The sequence below is a fragment of the Sphingopyxis sp. GW821-FHT02C12 genome, assembly GCF_059421785.1.
The window spans coordinates 2,769,256-2,783,287 of record NZ_JBWKVQ010000001.1; the positions used below are offsets into that span (position 1 = coordinate 2,769,256).

Here is a 14,032-nt window from a genome sequence, read left to right on the forward strand (position 1 = left end):
ATGGGGTATTCGGGCGAGGTAGGATATGAAGTTCACGAAGAGCAATGACTAGCAGGAAGAGCCCAAGGCTAACGATAAGCTGTTCGATGTGATCGCCAAGCTCATACCAGAGTGGCGCAGGCCACCTCAGCATTTCAAAATTCGTATGAGCCGCAACCTCAATCTTGGAGACAGTAAGGACCCCATGCTAACCCCTCCCCTAAAGTGAGGGCTTAATATCCGGAACCGGTCGCGAACTGCCAAACTCGCCCACCGATTTTGACCGTCCGCTTCTCCAAGTTCGCCGCCCGAAAGCTGCCAGTCCGAAATCGGCCATCATCGCCTAACGGCGGCCAAGATTCCTGGACCACGCGGATTTGGCAACTGGAATGGGACTTCGTGTCTTCACGTCCCGGATGATCACTAGCGTCTTGAAGCTGCGCACGCGATCATCCGCAGCGAACAGCTCCCGAACGAGCGCGTCATAGCCTTCCATGTCTTCAGCCACCATGCGAACCGCGATGTCATGGTCGCCCGTCACGTTCCAGGCTTCAATGACCTCAGGGACTTGGGCGAGGACGGAAATCATCTCGTCGACGGTATGCGGGCCTTCACGCTCGAGCGTGACCAGGACAATCATGGAAAGCGGCCAGCCAAGCGCGCGGGCGCCCACGACCGCAACTTCGCGCTGGATCGCTCCCGACGTGCGAAGCTGGCGGATCCGGCGATAACAGGCGGGAACTGAAAGGCCTACATCCGCCGCGATTTCCGGAACCGGCCGTGCGGAATTCTCCTGAAGCAGCTGCAGCAGCTTGAGATCGAAATCGTCCATCCGGCAATCCTTATCGCAAAGACGGATTGGGTGATAATATTTATCGCGTTCCCGTCAAACTCGATCACCCTTATCAGCGTGAAAAATGTAGTTGTCGCGAAATCTGCTTTGAGGATGCGATGACTGCTATTCCGGTAATTCCAAGCTCCCGTGCACGCCCCGATTGGCTGGCGCTTGGCGCGCTGTTTCTGTCGCTATTGTCGGTGACCGTGGGCGCAAGCCTTGCCAAGAGCCTGTTCCCGGCCATCGGGCCTGAGGGAACGACGGCGATGCGTTTGGTGGTCGGCGCGCTTCTCCTGTCGGCTGTCCTCCCGCCCTGGCGGCTGCGTCTTCGTTCCGGCGGATGGCGATCGCTACTCGCTTATGGCGTCGTCCTCGGCGCGATGAACCTCAGCTTCTATCACGCGCTCTCCTACATCCCTCTCGGTATCGCGATCGCGATAGAGTTCATCGGGCCTTTAAGCGTGGCCGTGATCACATCTCGCCGGCGCAGCGATTTCTTCTGGGTCGGAATTGCTGTGGCCGGGCTGCTCCTCCTGCTTCCGGTAAGCGGCGGCTCGGCAGCGCTGGATTGGCGCGGCGTCGCGCTCGCGTTGTTCGCGGGGCTGTGTTGGGCGTCCTATATCCTCATCGGCAAGCGGGCAGGGGGGCAACATGGGGCCGCGGCCGCAGCGGGCGGGATGATCGTTGCCGCCGTAATCGCGGCACCTGTGGGCATCGCTCATGCGGGTACAGCCTTGCTCAAGCCCGAGATTCTGGCGCTCGGCCTTGGCGTCGGCATTCTTTCGAGTGCCATCCCCTATGGTCTGGAAATGATGGCCCTTCAGCGCTTGCCGTCGAACACATTCGGCACATTGCTCAGTGCCGAGCCCGCGGTCGGGGCGTTGATGGGCATGCTTATACTCGGCGAGTTGCTGTCGCCGATGCAATGGTTTGCGATAGCATTGATCGTTTGTTCATCGGTCGGCGCCGCTTTGAGTGCCAAAAGCTACTCGCCCGCAGAACCGCCCTTCGGGAGCGAGCCTGCGAAATGACCGCCGCACCAACCATCGACACCGCAGTCCGATTCCTCGCTCCCGGCTTTCGCGCCATCAGCCTCACCGTAGAGAGCGACGGCGCGACTGGCGTGCAAGACGCCTCGGTTCTGCGTGATGCCTGTCGTCTCGTGCGAACCGGCGGCCCGGACTGGGCCGATGCCCATCTTGCAAGTTGGGATCGCGTCTATGAGCGGTTTGGAGCCAAGCCGGGTCGAACGCCGAATTCCGCGGCGGCCCTCAGAAAGCGCGTGCTGAAAGATGGCGAGATCCCCTCCATCAATCCCTTGGTCGATCTCTACAATGCGGTCAGCTTGCGCTTCGCGGTGCCCGTCGGTGGCGAAAACCTTGCGGCCTACGTCGGGCCGCCCCGGCTGACGATTGCCGATGGCAGCGAAGAGTTCGAGACGATGTCCAATGGCGAGCAGGTCACCGACTATCCCGCCGTAGGTGAAATTATCTGGCGCGATGATCTCGGCGTGACCTGTCGTCGCTGGAACTGGCGCCAAGGAATACGAACTCGACTGGAGCCGGGCTGCACCAACATGTGGTTTGTTCTGGAAGCGCTCGAAAAAATGCCGGAAGGCGCTCTGGCTGATGCGGGCCACATGCTAGCAAGCGGGTTGGAACGGATCATGCCGGGATGCAGCGTCCAGCGAGAATATCTATCCTGAGCCCTACCTGTCAGCTCTCGATTTCTCCTGCCGCAAAGCTGCCAGTCTCCAACCGGCCATCCTCGCTCAGGCTACCAAACGAGCCATAGGGTGTTCACTGGCGTGCCGACATGCCGGAATGTTGCGCAGGATACAATGTGTTACCTGCCCGCAGCACGCGGCAAGATTCCGTTACGGCAAGCTGATTCCTCCGGCGATTGTGAGCAGCTCCCATATGCCGCGCCTCGCAACCCAAATGGAGCGCTCCATTCAAGTCAGGCAGCCCTAGCGGGTCGGCTTTTTTGATGTGGCTGGGAGTAGGCGCGATCAAGCGAGCGTCAGATCTTCCTTGGCCACCTCATAATAGCCCGCGACGCGATCGGCATAAGCCTGGTCGAACAGCGGTGCGTTGGCGGCCCAACTCGGTCCACCTTCGAGCACCCGGCGATCGATCGTAACAACGTAGGAATCGCTTGTGGGTTCGAACGACAGAAGGCGGAAGGGCAGCGGATAATAAGCCTTCCCCATACCGAGGAATCCGCCGATCGTGAGAATCGCATAGACTGCTTGACCGCTACGCTTGTTGATCATGAAGGCGTGGATACTGCCCAGCTTGTCACCATCACGCGTCTTGACGGCCATCGCGTCGGCCTTGTTCGATTGGCACAGCAACTGGGTCGGTTCGTCAACGTCAGCCATGGTTTCTCCTTTGTGTCGATCTCACAACCGGCGAGCGACATGCGGGTTCCGCTGGCAACCGCCAGGAAGCGGTCGAAATATGTCGACGTCGACAAATTTTCATTGACGCGCGAGCAACTGGTTCATACCCCCATCGCGGGAGACAGCTTATCCGCAAGAGAGGGGCGTGTTGACGCGCACGAACTGCATATGAAGCAATCAGGAAACGACAACCTGGCACTGCGAGGCCGCCGTATGCTTTTCGGCGTGGCCGTGGCGCTTTTGGGCTCGGTGCCCGCCTCGGCCGAGGCTGATGAGGACCAGCCCCTCGTTCGCCTCGAATTCGAAGGGAGCGCGGCGATCGCTGCATCAGGCGCCCGGATCACGACCCAATTTCCTGCGCCCGATTTTGTGCCGGGCGTCACCGGCCAGGCTTGGCGCAGCGACGGCTTCTCCAGCTCGGTGGCCGTACCCTTGACCCTCGCGCCGACCACCGGTTTCACCGTCAGGGGCTGGGTCGCGCTCGAGAGCTATCCCTCGGCGATCGAGGCGCCGACCGATCAGCAGATCCCTGCATCGATTATGCAACAGGCGACCCGCAATGCGGGGTTCGACATCTTCATCGACACTTATGGCCGTTGGGGCCTGCGCGTGTCGACCGCGCGCGGCGTTCGGGAGGTCCGGGCGGCCAAGCCGTTTCCGCTTTACGCCTGGGTGCAGGTTGCCGCCTCTTATGACCCGACCAGCGGCACAGCGACGCTCTATTTGGATGGCACGCCTGTCGGCCAGAATGCGAAAGGCGGTCCGGCGGCCTTCAAGCCAGCGCCGGGCAGTTTCGACATAGCCAAAAGCTGGCGCGACGCACCGATGCTCGTCTTCAACGTCAACGGCGTGAACGGAGCTTTCGACAATGTCGAAATTTTTGATCGGCCGATGTCGGCAAGCCAGATGGCGACGGTCGAAGTAGAACCGCCGGTCGCGACAACATCGCTGGCTGTTCCGCCATCCCGCTTTGCCGATGACCGGCAGCGCCCCCGTTACCACGCCATGCCGCCGGCGAACTGGACCAACGAGCCCCATGGCCTGGTCCGCCGCGGCGATCTGTGGCACCTCTTCTATCAGCGCACGCCAAACGGCCCCTACAAGACGCAAATGGTCTGGGGCCATATGGTCAGCAAGGATCTGATCCACTGGGTAAACTTGCAGGATGCGCTGCGCCCGGAACTGCAGAACGACAATTTCGGTTTCGACATGAAGGGTATCTGGTCGGGCGATGTGGTGACCGGCGACGACGGCAAGGCCTATGCTTTCTACACGAGCGTCAATCATTCGCCGGACATCTATAATCCGGGGGTATCGGTCGCGGTCAGCGACGACGAATATCTTCGCGGCTGGAGCAAGCTTGGGCCGGCGCTCGATCGCACCGGACTGCGCGATTTCCGCGATCCTTATTTGTGGAAGGGCAATGGCGCCTGGCACATGATCGTCGGTGCCGCGCTCGTCGGGCAAGGCGGGGGGCTCGCCTATTATCGCTGCGACGGGGTCCTGTCGGATACCAAATGCTGGAAAAAGCAGGGCGGCTTTGCGCCGTTCAACGCCATGGATATCGGGTCGGACATCTGGGAAATGCCGGTGTTCGAAAAGCTAGCGGGAGACAAATATCTCCTGATCGCCAATCCGATCGGCGGAAGCGTCAGCAAATATGGCAAGAAGGCGACGCGCGGAGTCTATTGGATCGGGCGCTGGGACGGGAAAAAATTCGAGCCCGACGACGTCAAACCGAAGATGCTCGATCTCATTCCCGGTCATTTGAGCCCGACGGTCAGCCGCCTAGCGTCGGGAGAGCTCGTCGGTATCGGCATTGTCGACGAACGGCGAACGACCGAGGCGCAGTTGAAGGCCGGCTGGGCGCACAGTTTCGGGTTGCCGCGCGTCTATCGTCTCATGCCCGACGGCAAGACGCTGGGCCAGGCCCCGCTTCCCGCGCTCCAGGGCCTGCGTCAGAATGTTCGTGCCGAAGGCAAGGCATTGGCGGTGACGGGAGACCGCAAGATTGCAGACCTGGGTAGCGCCTATGAGTTGCTGGCCGACTTCACAGACGTGCCGTCGAGCGGCAAATATGGCGTCACCATCAACGCCGCGACCGACGGATCGGAGATCACGCGGATTTATTATGATCGCGACACGCGTCAGATCGTTCTCGACAAAAGCAAATCTTCGACCGGCAAGGATAGCGAAGGACCGCTGCTGCTGACCGGCGATTACGACGTGGAGGCTTTTGGTGAGCCCCGAAACTTCCATATCTTTGTCGACCATTCGGTCGTCGATGTGTTCGTCAATGACGCCGCCGCCTTTTCTTTTCGGGTCTATCCGGCAAGTCCGGAAAGCGGCACTTTGGGCTTGATGTCGGATGGTCCGGCTAAAGCCGATATCCAGGCATGGGCACTCAATTTGCAGACTGGCGAAGCAACGGGAAAATGAACCCTCAGGCGCTCTCGCGCCGAACGAGCGGGCAGGGCAGTCGCTCGACGACCTCATCATCGGCTTCACCAGCCAGCATGGCGAGCAATTTGTCGGCGGCGCGCAAGCCAATCTCATAATAGGGCAATGCAACCGTGGTGAGCCTGGGAATAGTGCGGGTCGAGATCATCTGGAAATCGTCGAAGCCGACGATCGCGATGTCGTCCGGCACTTTGAGCCCCAAGGACATCGCGGCAAAGATCGACTGCATCGCGATTTCGTCATCGCCCGAAAGCAGCGCCGTGGGCCGTTCGCCGAGGGGCGCTGACAGAATTTCCCGGACGACCTCATAGGCGCAGATGCTTTCGCCGCCTTCAGGCCCTTCATATCCCGACGTGACCCATGTCGCATGGACCGCAAGGTCACGCCTGCGCATCACATCCTCGAAGGCCTGCCGCCGCAGCCGGGCGGCAATGATTGCCGGGTTGAGCGTGATATAGCCGATCCGGCTATGGCCCGCCGCAATAAGATAGGCGGTCGCGCCCTCCTCGCCGCCATAATCGTCGGGCAGCACCGCCGGCACATCGTCGCGGCCCTCCGCGAAGCAATTGACGAGGACCGTCGGGATCGCATGCGCTTCGGGATCGAAATCGATGCCGCGGTGGTACATGGTGGCATAGAGAACGCCATCGATCCGATGTTCCCTGAAGGTCCGCCAGACCTTGTTTTCTTCCTCGAGCGTGCCCGAGGTGTTGGCGATCAGGATGCTTTGTCCCGAGGTCGATATGCGGTCCTGGATGCCGCGAATGAGATCGACCGAATTGGGCGTGGTGGAGACGACGTCGGTAATCACGCCGAGCACGCCCGACCGGTTGGTGCGGACCATGCGCGCCGCGAGATTGGGAATATAGTTCAGCTCGGCAATGGCCTCTTCGACACGGACACGGGTCTTCTTGCTGATATTGGGCTCGCCGTTGACGACGCGCGATACGGTCCGGTCTGAAACTCCTGCACGCGCCGCCACGTCTTTGATTGTTTGCAAGAAGGTCGCTCCCCGATTTTGCGTTCGCTCTCGCTCTCTTTTTACGGGAGCTATTATGCAATTCACTATCATGCGCCCGTCTTGCTGGCCATCCGGTTGTCGACGTCGACAAAAGAAATTGACGACGTCGACAATTTTATGCTTATTGCCCGCCAGCCGATCAGCGAGTCGGTCGAAACCAACGAAAAAGGCCGTGCATCGGCCTCGGGGAGGACCAGATGAACAACCCTTTCATTCGCTCGATCACTTTGTGCGGCGCATCCATTCTCGCCATGTCGATGAGCACGGCGACATTCGCGCAGACGGCAGGCGAGGCCAAGGCGGCGGACGCGCCGGATGCGGCGGTGAAAGACGGTGAGATCATCGTCACCGGCGTGGTGAACAAGACGCGCAAGGTCGATACAACCTTCACGATCGACACGCTCGACCAGAAGCAGATCCAGCAGCTGGCGCCGATCAGCACCGCCGACCTTCTCAACAACATTCCCGGCTTCTTTGCCGAAGGCAGCACCGCGGGCGAGCGCAGCAACAATGTCACGGTGCGCGGGCTGCCGAGCAGCGGCTATCGCTACGCCCCGCAGCTGGTCGACGGCATGCCGGTCTACCAGGATTCGGACGTCCCGTTCGCCAACAGCGATGTCTTCTTCAGCAATGATTTGATGACCGATCGCGTCGAGGCGATCAAGGGCGGACCCGGCGGGATCATCTATTCGAACGGCCTGGGCGGCGTGGTGAACTATATCACGAAAACCGGCGGCGACGAATTCGAAGGCGCCTACAAGCTCGAACTTGCGGACTATGACTTCATTCGCAACGACCTGTTCTTCGCAGGCCCGATCAGCAAGAATCTCCATTTCGCGATCGGAGGATTTTACCGGACCTCAGGCGGCCTGCGCGATACGGGCTACACCGCCGACAAGGGCGGCCAGATTCGCGGAAACCTGACCTATCAGAGCGATGACGGGTCCACCAATCTCGGCTTCTATGCGACATTCCTGAACGATCGCACTGCGGTCTACAACAATATCCCCTTCCAGGTTCCTGGCTTCTCGCAGCCCGGCACCGCCGATGACCCGATCTATATCGACCCCAAGACGGTCGAACCGATCGGCATCGGCTTTAGCGACGGGACGTTGCTTTCGCCCGCAAACCGCTACGTCACGCAGGTCGACGGCAACGGACAGACGCGCGTTGCCGATCTCGCTGACGGCATCCATCCGAAGTTCACGACCCTTGCCGTCAAATTCTCGAAGGAACTCGATTCCGGCTGGCGCTTCAGTTTCGATGCCAATTACGTCGACGGGACATCTGGCTTCAATGCCCTCTTCGCCGGCAACGACGCCGCGACCGCCGGAAACTTCCTGAACGACCGCTACATCAACGATTTTCTCCAGCCCGCATTCGACGCGAACTGGCAGGCCTCCGAAGGCAATCCGAACAATGCCCCATTCTATAACCGGAATGTCCTCGCGGCCTATTTCAACGCGGCCAATCCCGCCGACTTCAATAACAATTACAAGAACCCGATCCTCAATGCCGGCTTTGCCAACTTCAACGAGATCCGGGCGCTTTATGGCCAGAACCAGACGATCGCTGGGCCTGGCGGCAGGCTGGCCGCCTTCAATGTCAGCGACGGGCAGCCCATTGCTGCGGGCAGCAATCTGAGCTTCCAGATTCCGTGGATCGTTCGCTCGAAACTCGAGAGTGCAACCCAGAATCTGAGGATCCAGAAGGAATTCCAGTTCCTCGGCCGTCATAACCTGACCTTCGGCGGCTATCACAGCACCAACAGCGACAGCTATGATTTCCAGGCCAGCCTGACGATATCGACGCTCGCCTCGCCCTCGGAGCTGGTGGACATCTTCCTGGTCGACGCCAATGGCAACAAGGTCGCGCCCCTGTCGCTCAACGGCAGCTATCTTCCCAGCATCTACGGCAACGCGGCGACCGGCGATGCCGAGAACTTTGCCGGCTATATCCAGGACCATTGGGAAACGCTCGACGGTAAGCTGCGGATCGACGCGGGGTTCCGCTGGGAGCGCGAAAAGCTCAACATAAAGTTCCAGAACCGCAATGTTCCGGTTGCTCAGTTTCCGGGCGGCGCAGCGAGCGGCAATCGGGCGCTTGCGGCCATCCAGACCCTTGGACCCCCGCAATATCTGAACGAAAGCTACACCGGGACCGGTTGGGCGATCGGCGCGAACTATTCGCTGAAAGACAATCTGGCGGTCTATGCCCTCGCAGCGAAGTCCTTCCGTTTGCCGAGCTTTAACGACGGCGTGGCCTTTGCCCAGTCGGCCCCGCAAGGCGATCCGGTCGAGAAGATCACGCAATATGAGGGCGGCATCCGCTTCCGCTCACGTTATGTCGATGCCAGCGCGACCGGCTTCTATAACAAATTCACCCCGCGGACGCTGATCAACCAATATGCCGATATTGCCGACCCGTCGTGCAATTCAGGGCTTGGAACGTCGATCACGGCGTGCCCGATCGTCAGCGAGGCCTATTCCTACGGCACGACAAACTACGGGGCGGAACTGGAGCTTGTCGTGCGGCCGCCCTTCATCCCCGGCTTCGACATTTCCGCGAACGTCACGTTGCAGGATCCGAAGGTCAATGGCTCCAGCTTCACGATCGTCAACCAGACCGGCCCCAACACCTACGCATTCGCGACGGTCAGCCAGGATGGCCGGCGCGAAGGCCGGCAGGCGGTGTCCACGATATTCATCCGCCCGCGCTGGGATCTCAAGCCGCTGACCGGTTTGCCGGTCAAGCTCTACGGCAGCTACGAACATCGTTCATCGCGCTATTCCAACTCGCAGGATCTGAACGTGACCGTCTATCCGTCCTACTACATCGTCGATGCCGGCGCCTTGTGGGACGTGACCGATCGGCTCTCGCTCCAGGTCCATGCTGCGAACCTGACGAACCAGCTGTCGTTCACCGAGGGCGATCCCTTGTTCTTCGATCTCAAGGCGCCGAATGGAACGAGCAATCGCGGCGTTGCCAGGCCTTTGTTCGGGCGCACATTCCGCATGATGGTCAATTACCGCTTCTGATTGCCGCGCAGCGATGGAGGGATCGAGCAAGAAATCTCCATCGCTGCGCGCAGCCGCTATCAGCGGTATAGTCCGTCGGACCAATACCGATATCCAGACGCAGTCGATAAACAGAATCAGGTACGGAACGCGTGTCGAAGTCGAACAAGATCTATGCAGCGATCGAAGCCGGGGGCACCAAGATCCTTTGCGCGCTGATGGCGGCCGATGGCAGAATCCTCGCGCAGACACGAATTGCGACCCGCGGTCCGGAGGAAACGCTCGCCGATATCGACGCCTTCTACGCCGCGCAGGCTGAAGCATTTGGCCACCCGCGCGCAGCGGGCATTGCAAGCTTTGGCCCGATCGACCTCGACCGCACATCGCCCGCCTATGGCCTGCTCACCACGACGCCCAAGCAGGGCTGGGCCGATTTCGACCTCCTCGGCGCCATCCAGGCGATGCTTGCCGTCCCGACGGCCATCGATACCGACGTCAATTGTGCGGCCCTCGCCGAAGGCGCGGCAGGCGCCGCGAAAGGCCTGTCGCGTTACTGCTACATGACGGTCGGCACCGGCATCGGCGTCGGAGTTGTGGAGGGCGGCAAGACCAGTCAGGGGACCGGCCATCCCGAGGTCGGACATGTCCGTCTCAGCCGTGCCCATGGCGACGATTTCCAAGGCATTTGCCCCTATCATGGCGATTGCGCGGAAGGCATGGCCAGCGGACCGGCGATGAAGGCGCGGTGGCAGAAAAGCGCCGAGGATCTCGACATCGATCATCCTGCCTGGGAAATCGAGGCGCATTATATCGCGGCGATCTGCGTCAATCTCACCTATAGCCTGCGGCCCGAGCGGATCATCATCGGCGGCGGCGTCCTCGAACGCTCGACGCTCTACAACCGTATCCGCGTGCATTTCGAGGAACTGACGCGCGGATATGCGCTCGATCAGTTCAGCCGCAATGCGGAAACCTATATTGTCCGGCCGCAGCTGGTGGACCCGTCGCCCGGTCTGGTCGGCGCCCTGCAACTCGCGCATGCCATAGAACATGCCGAATAGAGCAAGGCTCCTTGTTTGCGCATTCGCGCTTTGCCTTGCGGCATGCGGCGATGCGCCGGTCGCGGACGGGCGCACCGAGCTGACCTTGTGGAAGAATCTTGCGGGCCTTGACGAGGAAGCAGCCACCAAAGCCGCGATCGACCGGTTCAACGCATCGCAGACCAAATGGCACGTCCGTGCGCAGTCGCTGCCACAGGGTGCCTATTCGCAATCGGTCGTATCTGCCTCGCTGTCCGGCCGGATGCCGTGCATCATGACGGTCGACAATCCGCAAGTGGCGCGCTTTGCCTGGGCGGGACATCTGCAGCCGCTGGCGGGGCATGTGCCCGAAGCCTTGCTCGACTCCGTGGGTCCGGCGGCAATCGGACGCTTCGAAAATCGGGTCTATTCGGTGGGCCAGTTCGATGCCGCGCTGGCAATCTTCACCAAACGCACGACGCTCGAGGGCACAGGCACGCGCGTGCCGACGATGGATCGGCCCTGGTCACTCGAAGAGTTCGACGCGCTGCTCGTCAAGCTGAAAGCGACAGGGAAGTACCGCTATCCGCTCGATCTCTCGAACAGCGACACGAAGGCCGATTGGTGGACCTACGGCTATAGTCCGATGCTGCAGAGTTTCGGCGGCGACCTGATCAAGCACCCGTCCATGGATACCGCGGAAGGCGTGCTCAACGGATCGGACGGGCAGCGCTTCGGCTACTGGTTCCAGTCGCTTTTCTCTCGAGGTCTGGTCAATCGCATGGAGCCCGACCAGAGTGCCTTCGTCAAGGGCCGGGCCGCTCTCGCCTACACCGGCAATTGGTGGACCCCGACCTATCGCGACTATGCCAAGGACGATCTGCTGATCCTTCCGCCGCCCGACTTCGGGCACGGTGTGACGATCGGCGGAGGCAGCTGGCAATGGGCGATCAGCAAGGCTTGCCCGCATCCCGACGGGGCAGGGGCGTTCATAAGCTTTCTCATGCAGCCGCGTGAGGTCGCGGCGATGTCCGATGCGATCGGCCTCGTGCCCGCGACCGCCGAGGGGGCAGTCTTGTCGAAGGATTATCGGCCCGGCGGCAGCAACCGCATCTTCTTCGAAATGCTCGAACGCTTTGCCCGCCAGCGGCCGGCAACGCCCGCGTTCACGGAGATTTCCAACGCCTTCTACAAGGGGATGCGGAATATCATGGATGGCAAGGACGTGCAGGATTCGCTCGACGACGCGGTCGATGAGATCGATACGGCCTTGGCCGACAATGACAGCGGACCGGCACGTTCGCAGCAAAGCGGTAAACCGTGAGCGGCGCCGTTGCCCGCGGCGGCGGCACGGGGCGGGCCGCGATATGGTTTGGCGCGCCGGCCTTCATCGGTCTCGCGATGTTCGTGCTCATCCCGGTGCTGATGTCGCTGGCGCTGACTTTCACCAACCAGCGGCTCGTGTCGCCCGATCCCGGAGAATTCGTCGGGACCGAGAACTACCAGCGGCTGCTCTCCGTGAGCTATCTGGTGCAGTCGCCCGAACGCGATGCGGCCGGACATATCGTGACCGACAGCGACGGCGAGCCTCTCTACGCCCGGGCGCGGTCGATCACCCGCACCGATCCGGCCTTTACCGGCTACCGCCCGATGACCGAATATCGCTGGGGCGACAAACGGGTTTCGATCCTCGCCAAGGATCCCGAGTTCCTGCGGTCGCTGGTCAACACGTTCCTCTTCGCCCTGATGGTGGTGCCTCTCCAATGCTCCGCCGCGCTGCTCATGGCTTTGCTGGTCAACGCTGGTCTCAAGGGGCAGACGGTGTTTCGAGGGATTTTCTTCTCGCCGGTCGTGATGTCGATGGTGATTGTCTCGGTTGTCTGGGCCTTCTTGTTCGACAAGGATCTGGGCCTGTTCAACACGATCCTGTCCGCTGTCAGCTTCGGGGCGTTTCAGCCGGTCGACTGGCTGGGCAATGCGCACACCGCAATGCCGGCGCTCGCGATCATGTCGGCGTGGCAGGGAGCGGGATTCCAGATGCTGATTCTTCTCGCCGGTCTTCAGGGGATTTCGCAGGAACTCTACGATGCGGCGAAGATCGACGGCGCCAATGCATGGCAGCGGTTCTGGAATATCACCGTTCCCGGCCTGCGCCAGACCATCACATTCGTTTTGATCGTGACCATGATCGCCGCGCTCGGGCTGTTCACACAGGTCGATGTTATGACCCAGGGTGGGCCGCAGAATGCGACCTCCACCGTGATGTTCCAGGCGATCCAACGCGGCGTGCGCGAGGAAAATATCGCGTACGGCTCGACGATTTCGATCGTCTATTTCGGGATCATCACAATCCTGATCCTGTTGCAACAGGCGGTCCAGCGCCGCCGCGCGGGACTAAACCCATGACTCCCGCCCAGCGCAAGAACCTGCCTGTCCGTTTCGCCCTTTATGCGCTGCTGGCGCTGCTGTCGGCGCTGTTCATCTTCCCGTTCCTGTTCATGCTGGCTTCGTCGCTCAAAGGGAATGACGCGATTTTTGCCGATGTCGAATCCATGCGCGCGGTGCTGCCGGTCGGCGATCTGACCTTGGCCAATTACAGTGCCGTGTTTCAGCGGGGCAATATCGGTCACTTCCTGCTCAATTCGGTGCTCATCACTGTGGTGACGGTTGCGCTAGGACTTTTCGTCAACAGCCTTGCCGCCTATGCCCTCGCGCGTCTGGAGTGGCGCGGAAAGCAAGCTGCCCTCGTCGTTCTGGTGGTGCTTCTGGCCGTGCCGCTGGAGGCGATCAGCGTGCCGATGATGCTGCTCGTGACCAAGCTTCCGGGTCTCGATTTCAGCGAGGGTATTGCCCTCACGCGGTCGTGGCTCGACACCATCTATGTCCAGATCATTCCGTTCATCGCCAACGCCTTCTCGATCTTCCTGTTTTACCAGTTCTTCCGCGACATTCCGAAGGACTTCGACGAGGCGGCCTATATCGACGGGGCGACCCCCTTCCAGGTCTATCGCCACGTCATCATACCCTCGTCGATACCGGTCTTCGCGACCGTGACGATCCTGCAGGGCCTGGCGATGTGGAACCAGTATCTCTGGCCGGTCATCGCCGTTCCGGGCGAGGAAGCCCGTCCGTTGATGATCGGGATGCAACAATTTTTCGCCGCGCGTCGGGTCGAGTGGGGTGAGGTCATGGCCTATGCGTCGGTGATCACCGTTCCGATCCTGCTCGCCTTCATCTTCTTCCAGCGCTGGTTCGTCCGCAGCGTGGTCGGCAGCGGCGTCAAGGGCTGAGGGAGCA

11 protein-coding genes are annotated in these 14,032 nt (G+C 60.9%); 8 read left to right on the forward strand and 3 right to left on the reverse strand.

The annotated features are described in order from the left end of the window. Positions 1–322 precede the first annotated feature (322 nt). On the reverse strand, positions 323–811 hold the full coding sequence (locus AC07U1_RS13185) for an Lrp/AsnC family transcriptional regulator (RefSeq protein WP_495176194.1): 489 nt from the start codon (positions 809–811) through the stop codon (positions 323–325). Positions 812–837: 26 nt separating this feature from the next. Between AC07U1_RS13185 and AC07U1_RS13190 the strand changes: the two genes are divergently transcribed. Both AC07U1_RS13190 and AC07U1_RS13195 read left to right on the forward strand, forming a co-directional pair. Next, positions 838–1,845 (forward strand): EamA family transporter, encoded by a 1,008-nt coding sequence (locus AC07U1_RS13190; protein ID WP_495176193.1) that lies wholly within the window; start codon positions 838–840, stop codon positions 1,843–1,845. After that, the gene (locus tag AC07U1_RS13195) at positions 1,842–2,519 is read left to right on the forward strand and encodes a B3/B4 domain-containing protein (protein WP_495176192.1); all 678 of its coding nucleotides are present in this window, start codon (positions 1,842–1,844) and stop codon (positions 2,517–2,519) included. Before AC07U1_RS13190 ends, AC07U1_RS13195 begins: the two co-directional genes overlap by 4 nt. Positions 2,520–2,825: 306 nt before the next feature. Here the strand turns inward: AC07U1_RS13195 and AC07U1_RS13200 are convergent, their stop codons facing one another. Further along, the gene (locus AC07U1_RS13200; protein WP_495197711.1) at positions 2,826–3,140 is read right to left on the reverse strand and encodes a PRC-barrel domain-containing protein; all 315 of its coding nucleotides are present in this window, start codon (positions 3,138–3,140) and stop codon (positions 2,826–2,828) included. Here AC07U1_RS13200 and AC07U1_RS13205 point away from each other — a divergent pair. Beyond that, a complete protein-coding gene (locus tag AC07U1_RS13205; protein ID WP_495197712.1) occupies positions 3,066–5,657 on the forward strand; it encodes a GH32 C-terminal domain-containing protein in 2,592 nt (863 codons plus the stop codon). The two genes, AC07U1_RS13200 and AC07U1_RS13205, sit on opposite strands and share 75 nt — an antisense overlap. 4 nt (positions 5,658–5,661) lie before the next feature. On the opposite strand, the gene AC07U1_RS13210 is transcribed toward AC07U1_RS13205, so the two are convergent. Beyond that, positions 5,662–6,678 (reverse strand): LacI family DNA-binding transcriptional regulator, encoded by a 1,017-nt coding sequence (locus AC07U1_RS13210; protein ID WP_495176189.1) that lies wholly within the window; start codon positions 6,676–6,678, stop codon positions 5,662–5,664. A gap of 218 nt (positions 6,679–6,896) precedes the next feature. On the opposite strand from AC07U1_RS13210, the gene AC07U1_RS13215 reads away from it, so the two are divergent. The 5 genes from AC07U1_RS13215 to AC07U1_RS13235 all read left to right on the forward strand — a co-directional run bounded on the left by AC07U1_RS13215 (position 6,897) and on the right by AC07U1_RS13235 (position 14,025). After that, positions 6,897–9,737, forward strand: a complete 2,841-nt coding sequence (locus AC07U1_RS13215) for a TonB-dependent receptor (protein WP_495176188.1) — start codon at positions 6,897–6,899, stop codon at positions 9,735–9,737. A 131-nt stretch (positions 9,738–9,868) separates the two neighbouring features. Continuing rightward, positions 9,869–10,777, forward strand: coding sequence for an ROK family protein (locus AC07U1_RS13220; RefSeq protein WP_495176187.1), 909 nt, complete (start codon positions 9,869–9,871; stop codon positions 10,775–10,777). An 85-nt stretch (positions 10,778–10,862) separates the two neighbouring features. Then, positions 10,863–12,059 carry an extracellular solute-binding protein gene (locus AC07U1_RS13225; RefSeq protein ID WP_495176186.1) on the forward strand — a complete coding sequence of 399 codons (1,197 nt, stop codon included), beginning with the start codon at positions 10,863–10,865 and terminating at the stop codon, positions 12,057–12,059. Further along, positions 12,056–13,141 carry a carbohydrate ABC transporter permease gene (locus AC07U1_RS13230; RefSeq protein ID WP_495176185.1) on the forward strand — a complete coding sequence of 362 codons (1,086 nt, stop codon included), beginning with the start codon at positions 12,056–12,058 and terminating at the stop codon, positions 13,139–13,141. The genes AC07U1_RS13225 and AC07U1_RS13230 overlap by 4 nt, the downstream gene beginning before the upstream one ends. After that, complete coding sequence (locus AC07U1_RS13235; RefSeq protein ID WP_495176184.1) at positions 13,138–14,025, forward strand: carbohydrate ABC transporter permease; 888 nt, start codon at positions 13,138–13,140, stop codon at positions 14,023–14,025. Before AC07U1_RS13230 ends, AC07U1_RS13235 begins: the two co-directional genes overlap by 4 nt. Positions 14,026–14,032: the final 7 nt, after the last annotated feature.

Bases quoted from the DNA above. Each gene is read 5' to 3' on its own strand.
- AC07U1_RS13185 (WP_495176194.1), bottom strand. From the start codon at position 811: ATGGACGATTTCGATCTCAAGCTGCTGCAGCTGCTTCAGGAGAATTCC.
- AC07U1_RS13195 (WP_495176192.1), top strand. From the start codon at position 1,842: ATGACCGCCGCACCAACCATCGACACCGCAGTCCGATTCCTCGCTCCC.
- AC07U1_RS13200 (WP_495197711.1), bottom strand. From the start codon at position 3,140: ATGGCCGTCAAGACGCGTGATGGTGACAAGCTGGGCAGTATCCACGCC.
- AC07U1_RS13215 (WP_495176188.1), top strand. From the start codon at position 6,897: ATGAACAACCCTTTCATTCGCTCGATCACTTTGTGCGGCGCATCCATT.
- AC07U1_RS13235 (WP_495176184.1), top strand. From the start codon at position 13,138: ATGACTCCCGCCCAGCGCAAGAACCTGCCTGTCCGTTTCGCCCTTTAT.